The organism is Pantoea sp. ICBG 828 (assembly GCF_002928355.1).
Taxonomy (GTDB): domain Bacteria; phylum Pseudomonadota; class Gammaproteobacteria; order Enterobacterales; family Enterobacteriaceae; genus Pantoea; species Pantoea dispersa.
The window spans coordinates 291,210-313,108 of sequence record NZ_POWN01000002.1 but is presented as its reverse complement, the minus strand read 5'-3'; the positions used below and the strand labels follow the sequence as shown (position 1 = coordinate 313,108).

Here is a 21,899-nt window from a genome sequence, read left to right as displayed (position 1 = left end):
ACACAGATGATCAGCAATTCATTTCGCTCTACCGGTCGGTTGCTTGCGCTTGCCACGCTGGCCCTGATGCCCATCATCAGCCAGGCGGCAAGCGATCGCGTTGCCCCAGGCAAACTGACCTACGGCACCGCAGCCACCTTTATGCCGTTCGAGTTTGTGAAAGACGGCAAGCTCACCGGTTTTGATATCGAGCTGATAACCGCGCTGAGTAAGACGCTCAATCTGCAACCCGCAGCCATGCCGATGGAGTTTAAAGGGCTGATCCCGGCACTGCAGGGCAAACGTCTCGACATCATTAACTCAGCGATGTACGTCAACCCGGCGCGTGCGGCGCAGGTGGATTTTGTTCCTTACCTCAAAATCGGCAGTCGCGTTGTGGTGCGTAAAGGCAATCCGGCCGGCATCACCGGGCGCGATCTGTCGTTGTGCGGCAAAAACGTGGCGGTCACCCTTGGCGGTATCGAAGAGAGCCAGGCGCGCGTGGATAACCAGAACTGCCTCGCCGCCAAAAAAGCCGCGATCAATGTCATGACGTTCCCGGCGGCAACGGACTCGGCAGTGGCTGTTGCGCAGGGGCGCGCCGATGCGGAATTCCTTTCAACGCCGGGTACCGTTGCGTTGTTTAGCGAGAAGCCCGGCGTGTTTGAAGCGGCAGGCGCTGAGTTTGAAGCCGATACCCACATCGCTTTTGCAGTCCGTAAAGGCGACAGCGCCACTAAAGCGCAACTGGAGCAGGGACTGCAAAACCTGGTGAAAGACGGCACTTACAAGCAACTGATTGAGAAATGGAACTTCCCGGACTCCGTTGCCATTTTTTAATCCGCTGACCGGAGAAAGCTATGTCGATCGATTTAATGTGGCAGTACTTCCTCTCCCGCGAATTTCTGCAGGGCGCGTGGATGACGCTGCTGATTACTCTGTGCTCGCTGTTGTGCGGCGTAGTGCTGGGACTGGTGCTGGCGCTACTACAGGAAGCGCCATTTCGTGCTGCGAAAGGGCTGGCGTTTTTTTATCTCTGGCTGTTTCGCGGTACGCCGGTGCTGTTCCAGATCATCTTTGTCTACAACGTGTTGCCTGGTTTCGGTCTGCGCTTCTCCGCGTTTACCTGTGCCGTGCTGGCGCTGTCGCTGAATGAGGGCGCCTACATGGCGGAGATATTACGTTCCGGCTTACAGGCGGTAAAAAGCGGCCAGCGCACCGCCGGTATGGCGCTGGGAATGACCCACGCCCAGATCATGCGCAAGATTGTCTTGCCGCAGGCCGCGCGCATCGTGCTGCCACCGATGGGCAATCAGATGATCAGCATGCTGAAGTCCAGCGCGCTGGTGTCGGTGATTGCGGTACAGGAGTTGTTGCTGGTGGCGAACCAGACCGCCAGCGCCAGCTTCCGCTATTTCGAGGCGCTTTGCGCGGCGGGGCTCTATTACCTGCTGCTGACCTCGCTGTTCATGCTGTTTCAGTCGTGGCTGGAGCGCACGCTCGACCCGAAACTGCGGCGTGGAAAATGGCAAAAGGCCCGGGCGCGCCACCGTCGGTTAACCAAAGCGGCGGATACCGCAGGAGATCTGTCATGAACGAGACAAAACCACCGCTGCTGGAGTTGATTGGCATCGACAAGAGCTTTGGCCGTCAGCCGGTATTGAAGAACTGTTCGCTTAGCGTTCAGCGAGGGGAAACGGTAGTGCTGATTGGGCCTTCCGGTTCCGGCAAATCTACGCTGCTGCGCTGCGTCAATCTGTTGTCACCCGCCGATAGCGGCGATGTGTTCTTCACCCGCCAGAATATCAGCCGGGGAGAAGTGCCGCCGCACCAGTTGCGCCAGCGTATTGGCATGGTGTTTCAGAACTACGAGCTGTTTTCCCATCTGACGGCGGCGGAAAACATCATGCTGGCACCGATGACGGTACTCGGCGTCAACCGCATCACGGCACGCAAACAGGCAGAAGCGCTACTGGCGAAGGTGCGTATTCACGACCGGGCCGATCATTTCCCCGACGAATTGTCTGGCGGTCAGCAGCAGCGCGTGGCCATTGCCCGGGCGCTGGCGATGAAGCCAGAACTGATGCTGTACGACGAACCCACGTCAGCGCTCGATCCGGAGATGATCCGTGAAGTGCTTGATGTGATGGCGGAACTGAGCGCCGAAGGCATGACCAGCATGGTCGTCACCCATGAAATGGGATTCGCGCGCCGTGCCGCCAGTCAGATTCTGTTCATGGAAGAGGGCGAAATCCTGGAGCGCGCCAGCGCCAGCGATTTCTTCAACCGCCAGGTTAGCGAACGTGCCCAGCGTTTTCTCGATCAAATCCTACATTAACAGCGGAGCCATAATGACTATTCACACGGTCGACAGCGTGCGCATGAAGCGCGACCTCGCCACGCTGGTTGCCATCAATACAGAAAATCCACCCGGTCAGGAGCGCGAAGCGGCAGAGTGCGTGGCAGGTTGGCTGCGCGAGGCCGGTTTTGACCTGTCGTTCAGTGAATATGCGGCAGGGCGCACCAACGTCATCGCGGTTCTGCACAACGGTGCCGGACCCTGCTTCGCCTTTAATACCCATCTGGATACAGTGCCTGCCGGCAGCGGCTGGCGTAGCGATCCCTTTACCCTTACCGAGCGCGAGGGACGCCTGTACGGTCGTGGTGCCTGCGATGCCAAAGGACCGCTGGTGGCGATGGTTGAAGCGCTGCGCCTGCTGGCTGCCAGTCGCCACCGCTGGTCCGGTACGCTGATGGGGGTATTCACCGCCGATGAAGAGGTCGCCAGTGAGGGCGCGAAGTTTTATGTCCGGCAGGCACCGCCGGCCATCGATTTTGCGGTGATTGGCGAACCCACCGGCAACGCCACGTTTTCTGCCCATAAGGGCAGCCTGCGACCGCGCGTCAGGGTTAAGGGCGTAACGGCGCACTCGGGCACGCCCGAGCTGGGGATCAACGCCATCTATCAGTCCGCCAGGTTACTGGGCCTGATTGAGCAGTCGCATCAGCAGCAGGTGCGCTGTCGCTGCCACGCGCTGGTGGGCAATGCCAGCCTGACGGTGACGCGCATCCACGGGGGGCACGCTGATAACGTGGTGCCGGACAGCTGCGAGCTGCTCCTCGACCGCCGCATGGTGCCCGGTGAGGACGAGCAGGCGGTGAAGGCCGAACTGCAGCTGCTGCTTGACCACGCGAAAGCCACTGCCGGCGTGGAGGCGGACATCATCGCCTGGCAGGCCACCACGGGCGGGGCCACCGAGACCGACAGTAACGAAGCGATTGTGCAGCACAGCCTCGCCGCCTGTCGTCGCCACGGGCAGGCGGAACCGGGCCCGTTTGGTTTTCAGGGGGGATGCGATTTAGTGCATTTTCGTTCGCTCGGGGCGAAAGGCGTGGTGATCGGTCCCGGCAGCCTGGCGGTGGCTCACAAGCCAGATGAGTTCGTGCCTGTTGAAGAATTTATTGCTGCCGCAGCCATCTACCTCGACGTGGCACTGGCGATGCTGCCGCAGGAGTCCGCAACGTGAAAGCAACGCTTTGGCGCGGTCAGCTGCGCTATGACGCAGTCATGCTGCACACCGCGTCCTCGGGCGCAATCAGCGCGCTGGATACGTTGTGGCTGCGGCTGGACGATGGCACGCGCTGCGGCACGGGCGAGGTGCGGCTCAACATTCAGTACCTGCACGGCTGCAGCGCCGATCGGGTGCTGGAAAACATCACCCGCGCCCTGGCAGCCTGGAACTGGGCACTGGCGCCGCAGGCGATGCTGGAGCGTGTGCATGCGGATGGGGCGGGACTGCTGGCGCCGGCGCGCATGCTGTTCGACATGGCGCTGCATGATTTACTGGCGCAGCAGGCCGGCGTGAGCCTTGCGCACTGGCTCGGTGCCGCTGCGGCCAGCCCCGGTTACCCGACCAACCAGACGCTGTTCTGGGGCAGTGAAGCGCAAATGCTGACGCAGGCTGAACAGTACGTTGCACGTGGCTTTACCCAGCTCAAACTGCGTACCGGCGTGGCGGATGTGGCGACCGATCTGGCGCGGTTGCGCGCCCTGCGCGCCCGCTTTAGTGAGGCCATCACGCTGGCGATTGATGTCAACGGTCAGTGGTCACTGGCGCAGGCGCACGCCGCTTTTCCGGCGCTGCAGGCGCTGAATCTCAGCTACGTCGAACAGCCGCTGGCACCGGCTAACGATGCCGCACTGGCGCAACTGAGCGGTTATGGCGTGCCGATCATGCTGGACGAGAGCCTCAATAGCCCGGCAGCTATCGACCAACTGATAGCGGCGAATGGCGCGCTGTGGGGCCATCTCAAGCTGGTGAAGCTGGGCGGCATTGCGCCGACGCTTGCGGCAGCACGGCGCCTGCAGGCGGCCAGCATCCCTTTCATGATAGGTCAGATGAACGAAGGCCATGCGGCAACAGCGGCGGCGCTGCAGGTGTGTCGCGCCATGCAGCCGCGTTTCGCAGAGCTGTACGGTGCCGATGGCCTGATAAACGATGCGGTGAGCGGCCTGCATTATCAGCAGGGCACTGTATTCATCAATGATTTACCCGGCCTGGGCGTGCATTTTGATGCCGCGCGCGCCACTTTTCTCCAGGAGTCTGGTTATGCAACAGCTGAATAATGTTATCCAGGGAAGTGAATCCGCCTTTAGCGCACAGGAGTACGCACAACGCATCCAGCGCACCCGCGAACGTCTCAATGCGGCCGGCGTTGATGTGATGATTGTGACCGGACCAGAAAATATTTTCTGGTTAACCGGTCAGCAAACACCGGGCTATTACACCTTTCAGGCGCTGGTGCTGCCAACAGAAGGGGATCCGGTGTTTGTTATCCGCCAGCTCGAATACTTTAACTTTATCGCCAACACCTTTATCTCAGATGCCGCCATCTATCAGGATGGCGATAACCCGGTTGATTTTCTCGTTGCCCTGCTGCAGCAGCGCGGCTGGCTTAGTAAGCGTGTCGGGCTGGACAAACGCGGCTGGTTTTTGCCGGTAGCCGTGTATGAGGCGTTGCAAAGTCGCATCGGCAGCCTCGCCGATACCGCCGGGGTGATTGAGCCGCTGCGCGCAGTAAAGTCAACGGCGGAAGTGGAAAAGATCGCCCAGGCGGCGCGCTATGTTGACGCCGGCATGCAGGCCGGTATGGCTGCAGTGCGCGCCGGGGCGGATGAAAATGCGCTGGTCGCGGCCATGATGGGAGCCGCCATCGCGGCCGGATCCGAGTATGTCGGGATGGAGCCGCTGGTTTCCAGTGGCCCACGCAGCGGTGTGCCTCACGGAACCTGGCGTCGTCGCGTGTTGCAGGATAATGAGCCGGTCTTTCTGGAGATGGCCGCCGCGCACGATCGCTATCACGCCGCGCTGATGCGCTCGGCATGGCTGGGGCGGCCCCCTGCTATTGCGCTGGAAATGGAGAAAGTGTGTCAGGAGGCGCTCCAGGCGGCACTGGATGCCATTCGGCCGGGCGCAACCTGTGCCGCACCGCACATAGCCTGCCAGCAGGTGATCGATCGCGCGGGCTTCACCGACAACTTTAAAAAACGCACCGGCTACTCCATCGGTGTCTCGTTCGCGCCGGACTGGGGCGAGGGCGGCATTCTCAGCCTCTACAGTGGCGTCAACACCGAACTGCAGCCAGGCATGACCTTCCATATCCCCCCGGCGCTGCGCATCTACGGCGAGTTTACGGTTGGCGTTAGCGAAACCGTGGTGGTGACGGAAACCGGCTATCGCCAGCTCGGTTCGCTGGCTCGCCCATTAACCTGCTTATAAGGAAACCCGATGAAAGACATCAGTGAATGCCGTGAACGCCTGCGCGGTATCTTTAACATTACCGTGACGCCTTTCAGCGCCAGCGGCGACATTGACTTCGGCGCCCTGCGCGAAAATATCGAACGCGTCATCGGCCTTGGCTACGACGGACTGTTAATTGGCGGCACTTATGGCGAATTTCCGGTGATGTCAGTGCCAGAACGCCGTGCACTGTTTCACGCCGTGATGGACTGCGTGCAGGATCGCGTGGCGGTGATGCTGTGCAGCGCCAGCGCAGATCCGCGTGATGCCCGCGAGCTGACGCAGCTGGCCGGTGATCTGGGCGGTTTGCCGATGGTCACCGCGCCTTTTGTCAGCGAAATTACCGACGCGCAAATTCTTGCCTATTTTGCTGAGATGGCACCGCTGTCGAAAACCGGCATTCTGGTTTACAACGCGCCAGGCATTGGTATCACCCTGTCACCGGCACTGCTGGAGCAACTGGCGGCGATACCGGGTGTGGTGGGCATCAAACAGGGCGATCTGAATCCAACCGCCATCGATCAGATTGCCAACCGGCTGCGCGGCAAACTGCGTCTATTTTGTGCCTCCGATCTGGCCTTTGCCGGCCCGATGATGGCCGGATTCGATGGCATCAGTACCACCAACAGCGGCGCGCTGCCGGAGCTCATCCTTGCCTGCTATCGTGCGCTGGAACAGGGCGATGCCGCCACCGCGCGCGATCTGCATCAGCTGTGGTTTGACTATCGTACGCTGGCACGCCAGCACGGCCAGCCGCAGCTGGTGAAAGCGGCAATGGCGCTGCGCGGTTTCAATGGCGGCACGGTGCGCGCACCGCTGCAGCCGATCTCGCCAGACGCGCTGGTTGCGCTGACCAGCGTGATGCAACGGCTGGCCAGCGACGGACGCAGCGGGGTTACGCTGGCGTCACCAGCGCCTGCAGAAAGGCCGTAAACAGCGGGTGCGGTGCATCCGGGCGCGACTGTAGCTCCGGATGCCCCTGTACCCCCTGCCAGAAACGGTGATCGGCCAGCGCAATGCCTTCGATGATGTCATCAGTCTGGGCGATAACCTGCACGCCGCTTGCCAGCAGCGGCGGCAGCAGTTGCGGATTAAAGCGATAGCGATGGTTGTAATGCATCAGGTTAAACGGCTCTGCGGCCGGGTATGGCAGGAGGCCACAGCGATGGCGACCATCGGCAAAAGGAATAAAGCTGTGCACCGCGGCCTGCGGTGCCACTTCTGCCAGCATGGCCTGGCTGAGCTCTGGGTGACGTTGTAACGCAGCCGTGCACATGCTCTGCATGCCGAGGCACAGGCCCAGTGTGGGAATGTTGCGCTGCCGACTGGCATGCGCCACGGCGATTTGACCGCGCACCGCTGCCATCGAGGCACCTCCCGGTAGCAGAATGCCGTGCAATTCGTCGAGTTCGGACAGCTCATCTGACAGTGCGGCGGGAGCGAAAAAGTGAATATCCACATCGAGCGCCAGCGCCCGGGCTGCGGCGTAAAGCGCATCGAGAGTGGCCGGATAGCTGTCACGCTGATCGTGCTCGCGCGCTATCAGACCAATACGCAGCGCGTGGCGGCCGGGGGGCGGTGAAGTCAGGGTATGTTGCAGCAGGGTGTTGCTGTCATCCTGCAGCCGCATTGTCGTCTCACAGGAAAGCGCCTTGAGGCGCTTGCCTGGCAAATGCGCAATGCGCGCTACATCCGCCTGCGCCACGACGATTACGGCTTCGTTCGCAGGCAGCAGGGCTACATCGCTGACTTCGTGCTGCAGTGTATCGCTCCGATACAGTCCGCTGGTGACGCAGTAACCTGCCGCCGCGACATGCTGATGGCTATCGGGGAAATCGCCGGTGAAATCCGGGCGCAGGCTCCATAACGGTAACGCCAGCTGATTGGCATACAGGCTGGCAAGCAGCCCAAAGCGCGCCGGAACGCGGGCATCATCAACAATGAAAATAGGTAACACGGCACTCTTCCTGCTGGGATGGGGTGATTAATTGTATTAGTTGATTCAGGATATACAAAAGAGGATTTATGAATAGTCAGCTACTGGCTCGTCGCATGCAGCGCGTCCGTCCATCCCCTACCGCCGCGATTTCCGATCGGGTGCGTGCGCTGGAAGCCGCCGGCAAGGCGATAATCAACCTCGGCGAGGGAGAACTCGATTTTGCCACGCCGGACAGCATCAGCTATGCCGGTATTGCCGCCATCGTGCAGCAGCAAACCAAATACACCGCCGTTTCCGGTACGCGCGAACTCAAAACAGCGATTGCCGCCAAGTTTGCCCGTGATAACCAACTGCATTTTAGCGCTGAGCAGATCATTGCCGGCAGCGGCGCCAAGCAGCTGATTTTCAACGCACTGCTGGCTACGCTGGATGCTGGCCAGCAGGTGATCATTCCTGCCCCTTATTGGGTTTCCTATCCGGATATGGTGACGCTGGCGGAAGGCGAACCGGTGATCGTGGCCTGTCACGAACAGCACGACTGGAAGCTGCAGCCGCAACAACTGGCTGCCGCGCTGACGCCGGCAACGCGTTGGGTGATTCTGAACTCACCGGGTAACCCGACCGGTGCGGTTTACAGTACGCAGGAGTTACAGGCGCTGGCTGAGGTGCTGACTGATCACCCCCAGGTGTTAATCATGGCGGATGATATTTACGAGCCGTTACGCTACGACGCCACGCCATTCAGCACTTTTGCCGCGGCGGCCCCGCAGCTGGCTGACCGCACGCTGACAGTCAACGGTGTCTCAAAAAGCCATGCCATGACCGGCTGGCGGCTCGGCTATGCTGCCGGTCCGGCATGGTTGATTAACGCGATGCAGATTCTGCAGTCGCAGAGTACCTCTAATCCCAGCAGCATCTCGCAGGCAGCAGCGGTTGTCGCGTTGCAGCAACCGGCCGAATTTCTGGCAGGCTGGCTCGCTACGCTTGATCGGCGACGTCAGCAGGTGCTGACAATGATCGCCACCAGCAACGGCCTCAGCGCCCGGGCGCCGCAGGGAGCATTCTATATTTTTGCCAACTGCCAAAAGTTACTGGGATGCGTGACGCCACAGGGAGAACGACTGGAGGACGATAGCGCGCTAGCCAGCTGGCTGTTGCAGGACGCACAGGTTGCGGTGTTGCATGGATCGGCGTTTGGCATGCCGGGTTATTTACGCATTGCCTACGCGGTTGACGATGCGTTGCTCGAGCAGGCCTGCGCGCGGCTGAAATCTGCGGTGGCAAAACTGCGCTGATGTCCGCCATGAGGGATTGATACGCGATCGGATGCAGGCATGCATCCGCCCGGTCGCCAGCAATGGCGATCCGGTGAGGCAGGTGCGTGGTTTCAGCAACAGTAAAAGTCCGCATGGCGCAACACTGCGGCGTCAGCGCAGATTGCCGTGGCGCTTATCAATATGGCACCGTTTCCTTACCGGGCAGGCCTCATCTCATTCAGCCCGCTTAATCTGGCGTCATGCCGCCATCGCGCGATATTAATGATTTAATGGCCGTTGCTGATTTTCTGTTGTTTATTTGCGTTAGGTAAAGTTGTTTTTATCACTTAATTAAAACTGCGTCATGTTTATTGTTTTTTCTTATTAAGCGGAACTGTCTGATTGTTTAGGTGATATTCTGCGCACAGAAGCTTACAAAACCTTTACAATTAATTTTACTTAAGTCTTTGATGATGGCAAAAATAAGGATATTGCTGGCGCTGTCTATTATTATAGCGTCAGGCCAGATTATCGCTGCCCCTTTGACACCTGGCGACCGCGATTATCTGCAAAACCAACAACAGCAGCGACTGGAACAGGATCAGCAGCAGCGCGATGCACTATGGCATGCTGTGGCACCGCTGAATGCGCCGGACGCCTCCCCGGCGGGCCCCGGCCCCTGTTTTCCGATCCAGCATATCCGTCTGCAGCACGTCACGCTGATATCCGATCGTCAGCAACAGGCGCTGACGGCACCTTATATCAATCGCTGTCTGAATTTGAGTGAAATTAATGCGCTGGTACATGCGGTCTCTGACTGGTATATGCAACGTGGTTACATTACCAGCCGGGCGTTTTTAGCCGAACAGGATCTGTCGCATGGGCAGTTAATTATTCCGGTGCTGGAAGGAAAACTATTCGCTATTCGCCTCGACGGGGCGCAGCCGGCGATGTTAAAGATGGTTTTTCCTCATATTGAAGGAAAAATACTTAACCTGCGCGATATTGAGCAGGGTATGGAGCAAATTAATCGCCTGCGCCGCACCCCGGTACAGATTGAAATTCAGCCTGCGCCGCAGCCCGGTTATTCAGTGGTGAACCTGACGACAGCGGCAGAATTTCCGCTCAGCGCCGCGCTGGGATTTGATAATAGCGGACAAAAAAGCACCGGTGTCGGTCAGTTAACCGCATCGCTGACCGGCAACAACCTGTTAGGGCTGGCGGATCGCTGGTTTATCAGCGGCGGTCGCAGCAGCGCATTCAGCGAGTGGCGTGACGCGCAGAATGTGCAGGCGGGTGTCAGCGTGCCGTATGGCTACGGCCTGCTCGACTACAGCTATAGCTGGAGCAGTTATCACAGTCATTTTGATAACAATGGTTTCACCTGGCTGAGTAACGGCGACAATATTGCGCATCGCCTGAATGGTTCATGGGTGCTGTTTCGCAACGGTGAAATCAAGACCAGTTTGCAGCTCGGCCTGAACCACTACACCAGTCACAACTATCTCAACAATACCCTGTTGCAGAGTAGCAGTCGCAAAATCACCAGTACCCAGATCGGATTCAACCATACGCAAAAGGTGTTCGGTGGCGTGGCAACGCTCAACCCAACCTTTAGCCGCGGTATGCCGTGGTTTGATGCGGAGAGTGATGCCGACAAAAGCGGGGACTTACCGCGGGCGCAGTTTCGCAAGTGGAGCCTGAGCGGCAGCTTTCAGCGACCGGTTTCGGACAGGTTATGGTTGCTCAGCAGCGTATACGGCCAGTGGTCACCGGATCGGTTATACGGCAGCGAACGCCTGACGCTCGGCGGCGAAAGCTCAGTCAGGGGTTTCAAAGAACAATACCTGTCAGGCGACGCGGGTGGCTATTTGCGTAATGAACTGGATTACACCCTGTTCACCTTGCCGTTGGTCGGTGACGTCAGCGCCCTGGCGGCGGTGGACGGCGGCTGGCTGAAGAGCGATGCGCAGAACAGCGAGTCTGTGGGCACGATATGGGGCAGCGCCGTGGGGATCAGCACCCGCAGCCGTTTCTTTTATACCCAATACACGGTCGGTTTTCCGCTCAGTTATCCCGGCTATCTGCAACCGGATCACGTTAGCATTTATGCCCGGGTCGGGCTGGTTTTTTAAGAGGCAATGATTATGGATGATCGTCAACCGGTTTCCCTGTTTCGTCGCGCGCTGAGCTACTTCATTTGTTATCTGGTGGCGGTACAGCCACTGCTGCCGGTTGTGGCCGCGGAAATTACCCCGGTTACGCCGGGCACGCGCATGGATGCCGCGGGTAACGGCGTGCCGGTGGTCAATATCGCCACGCCGAATCAGGCAGGTGTTTCCCATAACCAGTACCAGCAGTACAACGTCGGGCAGCAGGGGCTGATTCTCAATAATGCCAGCGGGCAACTTACTCAGACCCAACTGGGCGGACTGATCCAGAATAACCCTAACCTGCAGGCCGGGCACGAAGCCCGGGCGATCATCAATGAAGTGGTGGGAGCTAATCGTTCGCAGTTGCAGGGCTATACCGAAGTCGCGGGTAAAGCCGCGAATGTGATCGTGGCCAACCCTTACGGCATTACCTGTAAAGGCTGTGGCTTCATTAATACGCCCAACGTGACGCTCACCACCGGAAAACCGCAGCTGGATGCCAGCGGCAATCTCGCCGCGCTGGAAGTCACCAAAGGCGACGTGACGGTTGAGGGCAAAGGGCTGGATGGCAGCCGCGCTGATGCGGTATCGCTCATTGCGCGCGCCACTAAAATTAATGCGGATATTCATGCCAGCGATCTCGCTATCACGGCGGGTGCCAACCGCGTTGCGCAGGACGGCTCGGTTACGCCAATCGCCGGAGAAGGGCCAGTGCCGTCAGTGGCGGTCGATACCGGTGCGCTTGGCGGCATGTACGCTAACCGGATTCATCTGGTGTCGAGCGACAAAGGCGTCGGGGTCAACATCGGCAACCTGCTAGCCAATCAGGGTGATATCACATTAAACGCGAATGGCACCCTGACGCTGGGGAATGCCAGCACCAGCGGCAAGCTGCTCGCGAATGCCCGCGATATGCAGCTGCAGGGGACGCAACAGGCGACCGGTGACGTAACGCTGAACAGCCAGGGCAATGTGCAGCTCCGTAACAATAAACTGACCAGCGGCGGCAATCTGCGCCTGGCGGCAAGCGACCTCACGGCAGATCAAAACAGCACCGTTGCAGCTAACGGTGACATCAGTGTGACGGCGCAGACGCTGATGAATAACGGCCTGATTCAGGCGCAGAAAAACCAGACTATTACGGCAAATACCTTACGCAACCAGGGACGCTTACAGTCGGCAGGCGGGCAAACGCTCAACACCGCATCGCTGGACAATCAGGGATTGATCGGGTCTTCGCGTGCGCTGCATATCAGTGCCACGCAGCAGGCGCTGAATGGCGCAACGGGGACGTTACTCGCCGGTGACAAGCTGGATTTAGCGGGTGGCGATTTCACCCTGAACGGTTCTGTAAGCGGTAAAAACGGCCTGACGCTAAGCAGCACCTCATTGCAAACCGCAGCAGACGCCCGGCTTAGCAGCCAGCGCAACATCAATCTCAGCGCCCGTCAGCAAATACTGCAAGGCGAGATTGCCAGCGGGGGTAGCCTGATGTTGAACGGCGATACCCTCACGCTTGGCAGCACAGGCAGACTGCACGGTGACGGTGACGTCTCACTGACGGCCAGCCAGCAGGCTACGATCGGTGGTCAGCTGGACGGAGATAATGTTCAGCTGAGCGGCGGTGCCTTGCACCTGAGCAAAACCGGAATGCTCACGGCTCAGCAGGACCTTAGCCTGACCAGCGCACAGCAGCAGCTGGATGGACAAAGCCGTGCGGGTGGCAATGTCACTTTACGTGCAGACCGCCTCAACGCACTCAGTGAGGGCAAGCTATCCGCCGGTAATGACATTGCATTACAGGTTAATGATCAAAGCCAGTGGGCTGGCACGCTGATTGCCGGACGCGAGCTGGCTTTCAGTGCAACTGACTTCGTCAATAGCGGTACGCTGGCGGCGAATGGTAATACGCACTTTAGTTTTGATCATCTGACCAACGCGGGTCTGCTGCAATCGCTCGGCCAGCAAACGCTTTCTGGCCGCGTATTAACAAATAACGGTACGGCACAATCTGGCGCCGGGCAGCGGCTGGATGTCGGCCATCTGGATAACAACGGTCTGCTGGGCGCGCAGGGCGACTTAACGCTGAATGTAGATCAGTTTACCGCTGGCGATGACAGTAACACCCTGACAGACGGCGCTCTGCGGGTGCACTCCAGCCAGGCTTACCTCGGTGGAACGCTGAGCGCGAAGCACAACCTCGATTTCCAGACTGAAAAACTGACGACCCGCGCAGGTTCGTTACAGACCAGTGCGCAAAATATTCAGCTCAATGGGCAAAATATTGAGCTGAACGGCACGCTTTCCGCCGACCAGGCGCTGACACTGAATTCGCAACAGTTAAGCAGTGGTGACAATGCGCGCACGCAGGCCAAAAGCGCCATCGCGCTCAACGTTGCCGACCAGGCCGATCTGGCTGGCCAGTGGTTTACACCCGGGCAGCTGACTTTGCAGGCGGGTACGCTCAACAACCGGGCGCAGACCGGCGCGCAGGATCTGACGATTGCCGCGGGCATTATCAATAATGCGGGCACGCTGAGCGCCAATAATCGCCTGGATCTGACCGCTGACTCATTACAGCAGCAGGGCACTCTTAACGCGCTGGGCGCGATGGCGATCCGCAGTGATGCGTGGCGCAACCAGGGGCAAACCTCTGCGCGAACGCTGGATATCAGCGTGAAAAACACGCTCGATAACGCGCCTGCGGGCTCACTGCTGGCCTCAGATGCGTTGACGCTGAACACTTCCGCGCTGAGTAACGCAGGTAACCTCAGTGGACAAACCCTCGAACTTGATACCGAACAACTGACTAACAGTGGGCTGATGCAGGGCAATCAATCGGTCACGCTGCGGAGTAATGCGCTTAATATCCTGCAATCCGGGCAAATTCTGTCAGGCGGTGCGCTGAAAGTGGACGCTGACAGCACACAAAATGCCGGACGTTTGCAGGGCAGCTCGTTGCAACTGCACGGCAATACGCTGAATAACAGCGGTATCGCCCTTGGCAGCAAAGGGCTTGATGTTGCGTTGCAGCAGACGCTGGACAACGCAGGTAGCCTGTTGTCGGACAGCGCCGCTACGCTGCAAAGCCGCGAGCTTAATAACAGTGGCAAGCTGTTGAGTGGTGAACAACTTTCGCTGACAGGCGCGCAGTTGCGTAATCAGGGTCAGATGCAGGGCGATACGCTGGCGATTCAGGCGGACAGTGTAAGCAACAGCGGCAATCTGATCGGTTTAAAATCCCTGGTGTTGCAATTACAGCAGGATCTGACCGATGCCCAGTCGGGCCGGTTACTGACTCAGGGCGCGTTGAACGTGAATGCGCAACGTATCAACCAGCAGGGCAGCTGGCAGGCGAACAGCATTGATGCCCGCGCCAGCCAGATTGATGTCAATGGCAGCATCCAGTCCGCAGCGCGCACCAGCCTTACGGCGACCGGCAATCTGCACACGCTGGCGCAGGGTAATATCGTTTCCAGTGGCCTGGCGGCCATTCAGGCGGCGAGCCTGAACAATGAAGGCAAATGGTCGGCAAAAAATCTGCAGCTGCAGGGCAATTCGCTGCTTAATCAGGGAAGTGCTACAGCAACAGACGAGCTGACGGCTAACCTCAGCGGACAGTTGCAGCAGCTAAAAGGCGCTGCTTTGCTGAGCGCGGGAACCAGCACCCTGAAAGCGGGCTCGATTGATAGTGCCGGTGATATCGAAGCCAAAAATCTGGTGATAAACAGCGGCAACCTGACTAACCGTGGTCAGCTGTATGCCCAGCAGAACCTGAATGGCAACGTTGAACAGGCGATTGCGAATCAGGGCGGGGTTCTGCGCAGCCAGGGTGCTCTGCAACTCAACGCGCAATCTTTACTGAACCAGGGACAGATTCAGGGCGATGGCATTACGACAATAACGCTAAGTGACAGCCTGAATAACACGGGCAGATTGCTTACCGGTGGTCCATTGACGCTGTCGGCACCGACGGTACTGAATAGCGGCCTGGTGCAGGCGCAGGGGCTGGCTTACAGTGGTAACAACCTGGTGAACAGCGGGACGTTTACCGGTCTGGGTGATAGCCAGGTGAATGCCAGCCAGATGACCAATCAGGGACAGCTGCAGGGCGATAATTTACAGGTGCGCGGCGGTGTGTTGCACAACAGCGGTAGCGTATTCGCCAGCCGTGCGCTGGCCCTGACCTTACAGAATGCTGATAACCAGGCAACCGGCAAACTCTATAGCGCAGGCGATCTGACCCTCAATACGCCGATGCTGAATGCGGCTGGCAGCCTGCTGGCGCTGGGCAACATGACCCTGCAACTGGGATCGGGGTTCACGCAGAGCGGCACGCTGGCAGCGGGTAAAGCGCTGAATCTCAGTACGCAAGGCGATCTTACCGTTCTGGGGACGCTGCAGGGCAACAGCCTGCAACTCAGCAGCAATAATTTCATCAATAATGGTCAGCTACGCAGCGGCAGCGGCGCGTTGAACGTCGATGCCAGCAACATGACGCTTAATGATAGCGGAAGCGTCCAGGCCGGCGGAGATATGCGTCTCACCAGTCGCGGCCAGTTAGTGAATTATGGCTTCGTCGGGACAGCAGGGAATTTGCTGATGACAGCAGGCAGCCGGATAGAAAACCGTGCGCTGCTGTATGCCGGGAATAATATGCAACTGCTGGCCAGCAGTATTCAAAATAATCGTGGCGATATCCTGGCGAATAATAGCCTGTGGCTGCAGCGCGATGCGGCGGGTAACGCCAGCGATGAAGTGATCAATACCTCAGGCAATATTGAAACCTCGCTCGGAGATATCACCATCCGTACCGGGCATCTGCTGAATCAGCGTGAGGGGATGAATACCTCTGTAACTTCAGCGTCCGCTACGAATGCCCCCGCCGGATTGGGACAAGCCACCATGAAAGTGAAGCTTGGTCAGCTTGATGACGATGAGATCGGCGTTTATCACGGCATGCATGGTTATCAGACGGGGGGAAGTAATGGTAAAGGAAACGGCCACACCGAATACCGGCCTTACACCACGCTGGCACCGAAACTTAGTACGGCGGTTCGCAAGTTTCTCGTAAGTTCTACCACCGTCACGGCCAGCGCGACTGGCGGTGCAGGTCGAATCGCTGCTAACCGGAATCTGGTAGTGACAGCCGATGCCCTCGACAATCAAGCCAGTAATTTACTCGCCGGTCAGGATATCGTGCTCACCGGCAACAATCTGAATAATCAGTCCTGGGAAAACAGTATTCAAAGCCAGTATCTGGTCTACAAATATGGCAATCCTAATACGGGACGGATTGATACTAACCTTTACGGCGAAGAAGATACTGCACCTTCGATCATTGCTGATTTACGTAACGGGAATTCACATGGTGTGAAATACGAGAGTGGCCTGGGCTCCGAGGTGGTTTATACCCTGCAGGGCGCACCCGTTTATGAAACCAGCCAGACGGGAGAAGGTCTGCGTGCCGTGATTCAGGCTGGCGGCAACGTCAGCGCCCGTTTTACGAATAACCTGAGCAATACGGATACCGTGGCTAACGCTGGCAGCATGGTGCATGCCATTAGCAAACCGGGTATTGCAGGAACTGCGCCACTGCAATCCTTGGGTGGCGTGCAGAACCAGCAGCTTGCCGCCGGGCAAACTATCGCCGTCGGGTCTCCGCAGTGGAAGGATGCGCTGACAGGCGCACTACAACAGATAGGTAATCAGGGCGCGGCGTTAACTGATTATCCACTGCCTGCCGGTAACAACGGCCTGTTTGTCGCCAGTAAAGATCCTGCCAGTCCCTACCTGATTACCACTAACCCACAGCTGGCAGAGGTCGGTAAAACCGACGGCAGCCTGTTTGATGGCCTCAATGCGTTTCTCAGGAACCCGACTTCCGGAGCAGTTCAACAATCGGATCAGGCGGTAACGCAGCCGGCGCTGAGCAGCAGCCCACGAGTCGAAACGGCGGCAATCTATACCGACAAAGATAAATTCCTCGGTTCTGCCTATCTGCTGAATCGTCTGCAGCTTACACCCGATAAGGATTATAAATTCCTCGGTGATGCCGCGTTCGATACCCGCTACGTAAGTAACGCCATATTGAGCCAGACCGGGCATCGCTATGTGGGTGGTACCGGCTCCGATCTGCAGCAGATGCAATACCTGATGGACAGCGCGGCCCGGCAACAGGCGGGCCTGGGCCTGCAACTGGGGGTTAGCCTTTCGCCGGAACAAGTGGCGGCCCTGACCACGAGTATTGTGTGGTGGGAAAAAACCACGGTTAATGGTCAAACCGTGCTGGCTCCGAAACTCTATCTGGCGCCAGGCGACAGTGAGATCGCGGCAGGTAGTGTGATTGCTGGTCAGGCGGTGAAACTGGATGCCGGGGAGATCAATAACGACGGTAGTACTATCAAAGCCGAAACGCTGCTGTCAGCCAGCAGCAATAGCACGCTGAATAACCTGCATGCTGGTTTACTGGCTTCGGGCAGCGATCTGCAACTGAACGCGATTGGCGATATTAATAATATCGGTGCATCGATTTCGGCCGAAACCGTTTCGCTCGCATCGGCGGCGGGAAACATCAATAACGTTACGCAGGCTCAGCAGTGGAGCAGCCTGGCGCTTAAAGGCATCAAAAATGCGCCCGCGTTAAGCTTCAGTGATACCCAGTTAGGGGATGTGGCCAGTATCTCAGCCAGCAAAAATGCCAGCCTCAGCGCGGGTGGCAACATCAATAACACGGGCGCGACGCTGGCTGCCGGCGGTGATTTACAGCTGGGTGCGCGGGGCGATATCAATATCGCCGCCAATGCACTGCATACCGATCGTCTTAATAAAAATGGCAGCGCGGTGGTGACCAGCAGCCAGGACGGTAGCGTAAGCGCGGGTGGCGATCTCACCGCGCGTGCCGGTCACGACCTGAATCTGAGCGGCAGCACGCTGGAGTCAAAAGGCGATACGACGCTGGCCGCTGCAAATGATATCAATCTGAATACGCTGGATAACAGTAGCCATCAGACGCAGGGCAATAGCAAAAACGACAGCATTAACGCTACGCGCAGTACCATCCAGAGCAGCGGAAATTTAGCGTTGAGCGCCGGTCGCGATATTAACTCGCAGGCAGCGCAGCTGATGGCCGATTTAAACGCCTCCCTGAGCGCAGGGCGCGATCTGAACCTGAATGCCCAGCAGAGTCGCGTATACAGCGAGAGCCGGGGCGGCAAAAAAGTGACGATCAACGAGCAGGTTCGTCAAACCGGCAGCGAAATCAGCAGTGGCGGTAATATCGTGCTGGCCGCAGGGAATGACATCAACAGCGCAGCCAGTGAGATTACGGCAAAACAGGATATCGCCGCGCGCGCCGGGCATGATATTAACCTCACTACGGCCACCGAAAGCGATTATAACTATCGCGAAGAGACGAAAACCAAAAAAGGTCTGTTCAGCAAGAAGACCACCCACACCATTCAGGAAGACAGCGCTACGCACGAAAAAGGCACGTTGCTCAGTGGCAACAATATCTCCGTGAGCGCGGGTCACGATCTGCTGGTAAAAGGATCGCAGGTCGCGGGTGATGATAACGTGGCGCTCAGCGCCGGTAACAATGTCGGGATCTCTGCTGCTACCAACACGGAGTCGAGCTGGCGCTTCTCCGAGACGAAAAAAAGCGGCCTGATGGGAACCGGTGGGCTGGGTATCAGCATCGGCAGCAGTAAATCACTCCACGATCTTAAGGAAAAAGGCACGACGCAAAGCCAGAGTGTCAGTACCGTTGGCAGCACCGGCGGGAACGTTTCAATCACCGCAGGCCAGCAGTTGCAGGTGCAGGGGGCGGATTTGATTGCCGGCGGCAACATGGCCCTGAAAGGTGACAGCGTAGCAATCACGCCCGGCCACGATGTACGTACGCGCGACGAACGTTTTGAGCAGCGCACCAGTGGACTGACGCTGGCGCTTTCAGGCGCAGTAGCCGAGGCGGTGAACAGTGCTGTCTCTGCCGCACAGTCCGCCAAAAAAGAGAGCGATGGCCGTCTGGCCGCATTACAGGCAACCAAAGCGGTGCTTTCCGGTGTTCAGGCGAACCAGGCAAGCCAGCTTGCGCAGGCCAATGGCGATCCTAACAATGGTGTTGGCATCAGTATTTCGCTGACCACTCAAAAATCAAAATCTCAGCAGCATCAGGAGTCCGACGCCGTCAGCGGTTCTACGCTGAATGCCGGGAAAAACCTCAGTATTGATGCCACCGGTAAAGGCACTAATGCCAACAGCGGTGATTTGCTGATTGCCGGTAGCCAGCTCAAGGCTGGTGGTGATACGTCACTGCACGCAGCGAACGACATCAACCTGACGGGCGTAGCAAGCACGCAACAAACCAGCGGTAAAAACAGCAGCAGCGGTGGCGGTATCGGGCTAAGTTTCGGCGTGGGCAGTGGCAGCGCAGGACTGAGTATTTTCGCCAGCGTTAACGGGGCGAAAGGCCATGAAAAGGGGAATGGCATCGCCTGGAGCGAAACCACCCTCGACAGCGGCGGTGCTGTCGACATCCGTAGCGGTCGTGACACCACTTTGACTGGCGCGCTGGTTAACGGTAACAGCGTGACTGCTGACATTGGTCGCAACCTGTCTATTACCAGTCTGCAGGATAGCGATAACTATGATTCGAAGCAGATCAGTTTTGGTGCCGGCGGCAGTTTCACTTTTGGCTCAATGACCGGTTCCGGTTATATCAACGCCAGCCAGGATAAAATGCACAGCAATTACGACAGTGTGCTGGAGCAAAGCGGCATTTATGCCGGTCAGGGCGGGTTTGATATTACCGTTGGCAGTCACACCCAGCTCAATGGTGCGGTGATAGCCAGCCAGGCTGACGCGGATAAAAACCATCTTGATACCGGTACGCTGGGCTTCACGGACCTGCATAATCAGGCAGATTATAAAACCCAGCACCAGGGGATTGGCCTCAGTTCGACAGGCAACTTCAGCGGCCAGTTCAAAGGGAACATGGCCACCAGTATGCTGGCGGGCGCAGGCAGCAGTGGCCACGCAGAGGGAACCACGCAGTCAGCCATTGCCCAGGGAACGATAGTGGTGCGCGACCAGGCAAATCAGCAGCAGGATGTTGCTGCACTTAGCCGCGACACCGAGCACGCTAATGACAGCATCAGCCCGATTTTCGACAAAGAGAAGGAGCAGAAACGCCTGCAGACGGCTCAGCTGATCGGTGAAATAGGCAGCCAGGTTGCGGATATCGCCCGGACGCAGGGGCAGATTGAGGCGACGGAAGCAGGTAAGAAGGAACTGGCAAAAAACAACATAAACCAGCCGGATGCCGACGCGCCTGCGGCTAAAAAGAAAGCGTATCAGGAAGCGCTGGAAAACAGCAGTGATTATAAGAAGGCCATGGCACTCTGGGGCACCGGCAGCGATATCCAGAAAGGGATTCAGGCGGCGACTGCGGCGATTCAGGGTTTGGCGGGTGGCAATCTGGCGCAGGCAGCCAGCGGCGCAGCGGCACCGTATCTGGCCGAGCAGATACACAAATATACCGCTGACAATCAGGCCGCAAAAGCGATGGCTCATGCAGTGGTAGGTGCGGTAACATCGTGGGCGGCAGGCAACAGCGCGGCAGCAGGCGCGACCGGTGCGGTCAGCGGAGAGCTGATGGGTCAGTTGATCATGCATTCGATGTATCCGGGTAAACAGGTCAGCGACCTGCAGGAGTCGGATAAGCAGATCATCAGTGCACTGAGTACCCTGGCTGCAGGTCTGGCCGGCGGCGTGACCGGTGGCAGTAGCGCCAGTGCGCTGGCCGGCGCTCAGGCAGGGAAGAATGCGGTTGAGAATAACTGGCTGAGCGTGCAGGAAGCCGACAGAAAGAAACAGCTGGAGACGAAGCGCGACTATCTGAAACAGGAACTGACACCGGCTGAAGCGAAAGAGCTGGCGACGATTAATCAGACAGATAAAGCGCGTGATGAAGCGATAAAAGCGGTCTGTACGGATGGTAATAAAGGTGGTTCAGCCTGTGGTGCGCTGATTGGCCCGGCTCAGGAAGCATTTAATAAATATGGTGAAAATGCGACCTACTCATTGTTGTACAGGGATTTATATCCACAGGATGTGAAAAACCTGGAAAGTGTTTTGCAGGGACTGGATGCAGGCAGTATCAGCCGCGACCAAGCCATAACAGCAATAGCACAGGCGTCCGGTGTGAGCTGGGAAACAGCAGCAGGCCGTTATGATATAGCAATGCAGACTCAGGAACTGGCTGCCGCTCTGGCGGGTGCTTACGGGCTGAAGAGTGTAATTAAGGAACCGACAAAAGAGAGTTCAGCAAAAAAACTATCTCAACCTTCAGCCGGAAGAACGGCAGAGCCAAATAGAAATGCTGCTGATGAGGAAGCTTCAGGGTGGTCACAGTACGATAAATACCGTAATGAAAGCGGAGACTGGAACTGGCCTGCAAAATTAGGTTTTGCCGAAGAACCAGTTAAAACAACGCTTCCTGTAGGCACTCATTTGGATAGGTATGGCAAGACAAATGGTTCTTTCTTGGCACCACAAGGTACGCCCCAGGAACAGCGCGCTTTAGCACCTGGCTCCTTAGCGGATAAGTACCATGAATACGTTGTCATAAAACCGTTGCCTGTTATGCAAGGGAAAATAGCCCCTGCTTTTGGTGAACCTGGCGGAGGTATTCAGATTCTGCCTAATATGCAGGAACGAGTAAATGTACAATGGTTGTTAGACAACAAATATCTTGAGAAGGTTAATTGAA

The 21,899-nt window shown here is 57.8% G+C and carries 11 protein-coding genes; 10 read left to right on the top strand and 1 reads right to left on the bottom strand.

Going from position 1 to position 21,899, the window contains the following annotated elements:
* Positions 1–66: 66 nt before the first annotated feature.
* The 7 genes from C1Y43_RS05850 to C1Y43_RS05820 are packed head-to-tail and all read left to right on the top strand — an operon-like array spanning position 67 to position 6,713.
* Complete coding sequence (locus C1Y43_RS05850) at positions 67–819, top strand: ABC transporter substrate-binding protein (RefSeq protein ID WP_369974301.1); 753 nt, start codon at positions 67–69, stop codon at positions 817–819.
* A gap of 20 nt (positions 820–839) precedes the next feature.
* The gene (locus C1Y43_RS05845; protein WP_058775911.1) at positions 840–1,574 is read left to right on the top strand and encodes an amino acid ABC transporter permease; all 735 of its coding nucleotides are present in this window, start codon (positions 840–842) and stop codon (positions 1,572–1,574) included.
* Positions 1,571–2,317, top strand: coding sequence for an amino acid ABC transporter ATP-binding protein (locus C1Y43_RS05840; protein ID WP_058775910.1), 747 nt, complete (start codon positions 1,571–1,573; stop codon positions 2,315–2,317). Before C1Y43_RS05845 ends, C1Y43_RS05840 begins: the two co-directional genes overlap by 4 nt.
* Before the next feature lie 13 nt (positions 2,318–2,330).
* The gene (locus C1Y43_RS05835; RefSeq protein ID WP_104187401.1) at positions 2,331–3,506 is read left to right on the top strand and encodes a M20 family metallopeptidase; all 1,176 of its coding nucleotides are present in this window, start codon (positions 2,331–2,333) and stop codon (positions 3,504–3,506) included.
* Complete coding sequence (locus C1Y43_RS05830; RefSeq protein WP_104187400.1) at positions 3,503–4,606, top strand: mandelate racemase/muconate lactonizing enzyme family protein; 1,104 nt, start codon at positions 3,503–3,505, stop codon at positions 4,604–4,606. Before C1Y43_RS05835 ends, C1Y43_RS05830 begins: the two co-directional genes overlap by 4 nt.
* Entirely contained in the window at positions 4,590–5,759 is a 1,170-nt protein-coding gene (locus C1Y43_RS05825) for a Xaa-Pro peptidase family protein (RefSeq protein ID WP_104187398.1), read from the top strand. The genes C1Y43_RS05830 and C1Y43_RS05825 overlap by 17 nt, the downstream gene beginning before the upstream one ends.
* A 9-nt stretch (positions 5,760–5,768) precedes the next feature.
* Positions 5,769–6,713, top strand: a complete 945-nt coding sequence (locus C1Y43_RS05820) for a dihydrodipicolinate synthase family protein (RefSeq protein ID WP_104093320.1) — start codon at positions 5,769–5,771, stop codon at positions 6,711–6,713.
* Here the strand turns inward: C1Y43_RS05820 and C1Y43_RS05815 are convergent.
* Complete coding sequence (locus C1Y43_RS05815; RefSeq protein WP_104093319.1) at positions 6,676–7,737, bottom strand: gamma-glutamyl-gamma-aminobutyrate hydrolase family protein; 1,062 nt, start codon at positions 7,735–7,737, stop codon at positions 6,676–6,678. The two genes, C1Y43_RS05820 and C1Y43_RS05815, sit on opposite strands and share 38 nt — an antisense overlap.
* Before the next feature lie 68 nt (positions 7,738–7,805).
* Here C1Y43_RS05815 and C1Y43_RS05810 point away from each other — a divergent pair, with 68 nt between their 5' ends.
* The 3 genes from C1Y43_RS05810 (at position 7,806) to C1Y43_RS05800 (ending at position 21,898) form a co-directional block, all read left to right on the top strand.
* Complete coding sequence (locus C1Y43_RS05810) at positions 7,806–9,014, top strand: pyridoxal phosphate-dependent aminotransferase (protein ID WP_104187396.1); 1,209 nt, start codon at positions 7,806–7,808, stop codon at positions 9,012–9,014.
* Between the two features lie 431 nt (positions 9,015–9,445).
* Complete coding sequence (locus tag C1Y43_RS05805; protein WP_104187394.1) at positions 9,446–11,110, top strand: ShlB/FhaC/HecB family hemolysin secretion/activation protein; 1,665 nt, start codon at positions 9,446–9,448, stop codon at positions 11,108–11,110.
* A gap of 12 nt (positions 11,111–11,122) precedes the next feature.
* Positions 11,123–21,898, top strand: coding sequence for a hemagglutinin repeat-containing protein (locus C1Y43_RS05800; RefSeq protein ID WP_158252659.1), 10,776 nt, complete (start codon positions 11,123–11,125; stop codon positions 21,896–21,898).
* Position 21,899: the final 1 nt, after the last annotated feature.

Bases quoted from the DNA above. Each gene is read 5' to 3' on its own strand.
- C1Y43_RS05805 (WP_104187394.1), top strand. From the start codon at position 9,446: ATGATGGCAAAAATAAGGATATTGCTGGCGCTGTCTATTATTATAGCG.
- C1Y43_RS05850 (WP_369974301.1), top strand. From the start codon at position 67: ATGCCCATCATCAGCCAGGCGGCAAGCGATCGCGTTGCCCCAGGCAAA.
- C1Y43_RS05810 (WP_104187396.1), top strand. From the start codon at position 7,806: ATGAATAGTCAGCTACTGGCTCGTCGCATGCAGCGCGTCCGTCCATCC.
- C1Y43_RS05845 (WP_058775911.1), top strand. From the start codon at position 840: ATGTCGATCGATTTAATGTGGCAGTACTTCCTCTCCCGCGAATTTCTG.
- C1Y43_RS05800 (WP_158252659.1), top strand. From the start codon at position 11,123: ATGGATGATCGTCAACCGGTTTCCCTGTTTCGTCGCGCGCTGAGCTAC.
- C1Y43_RS05835 (WP_104187401.1), top strand. From the start codon at position 2,331: ATGACTATTCACACGGTCGACAGCGTGCGCATGAAGCGCGACCTCGCC.
- C1Y43_RS05840 (WP_058775910.1), top strand. From the start codon at position 1,571: ATGAACGAGACAAAACCACCGCTGCTGGAGTTGATTGGCATCGACAAG.
- C1Y43_RS05820 (WP_104093320.1), top strand. From the start codon at position 5,769: ATGAAAGACATCAGTGAATGCCGTGAACGCCTGCGCGGTATCTTTAAC.
- C1Y43_RS05825 (WP_104187398.1), top strand. From the start codon at position 4,590: ATGCAACAGCTGAATAATGTTATCCAGGGAAGTGAATCCGCCTTTAGC.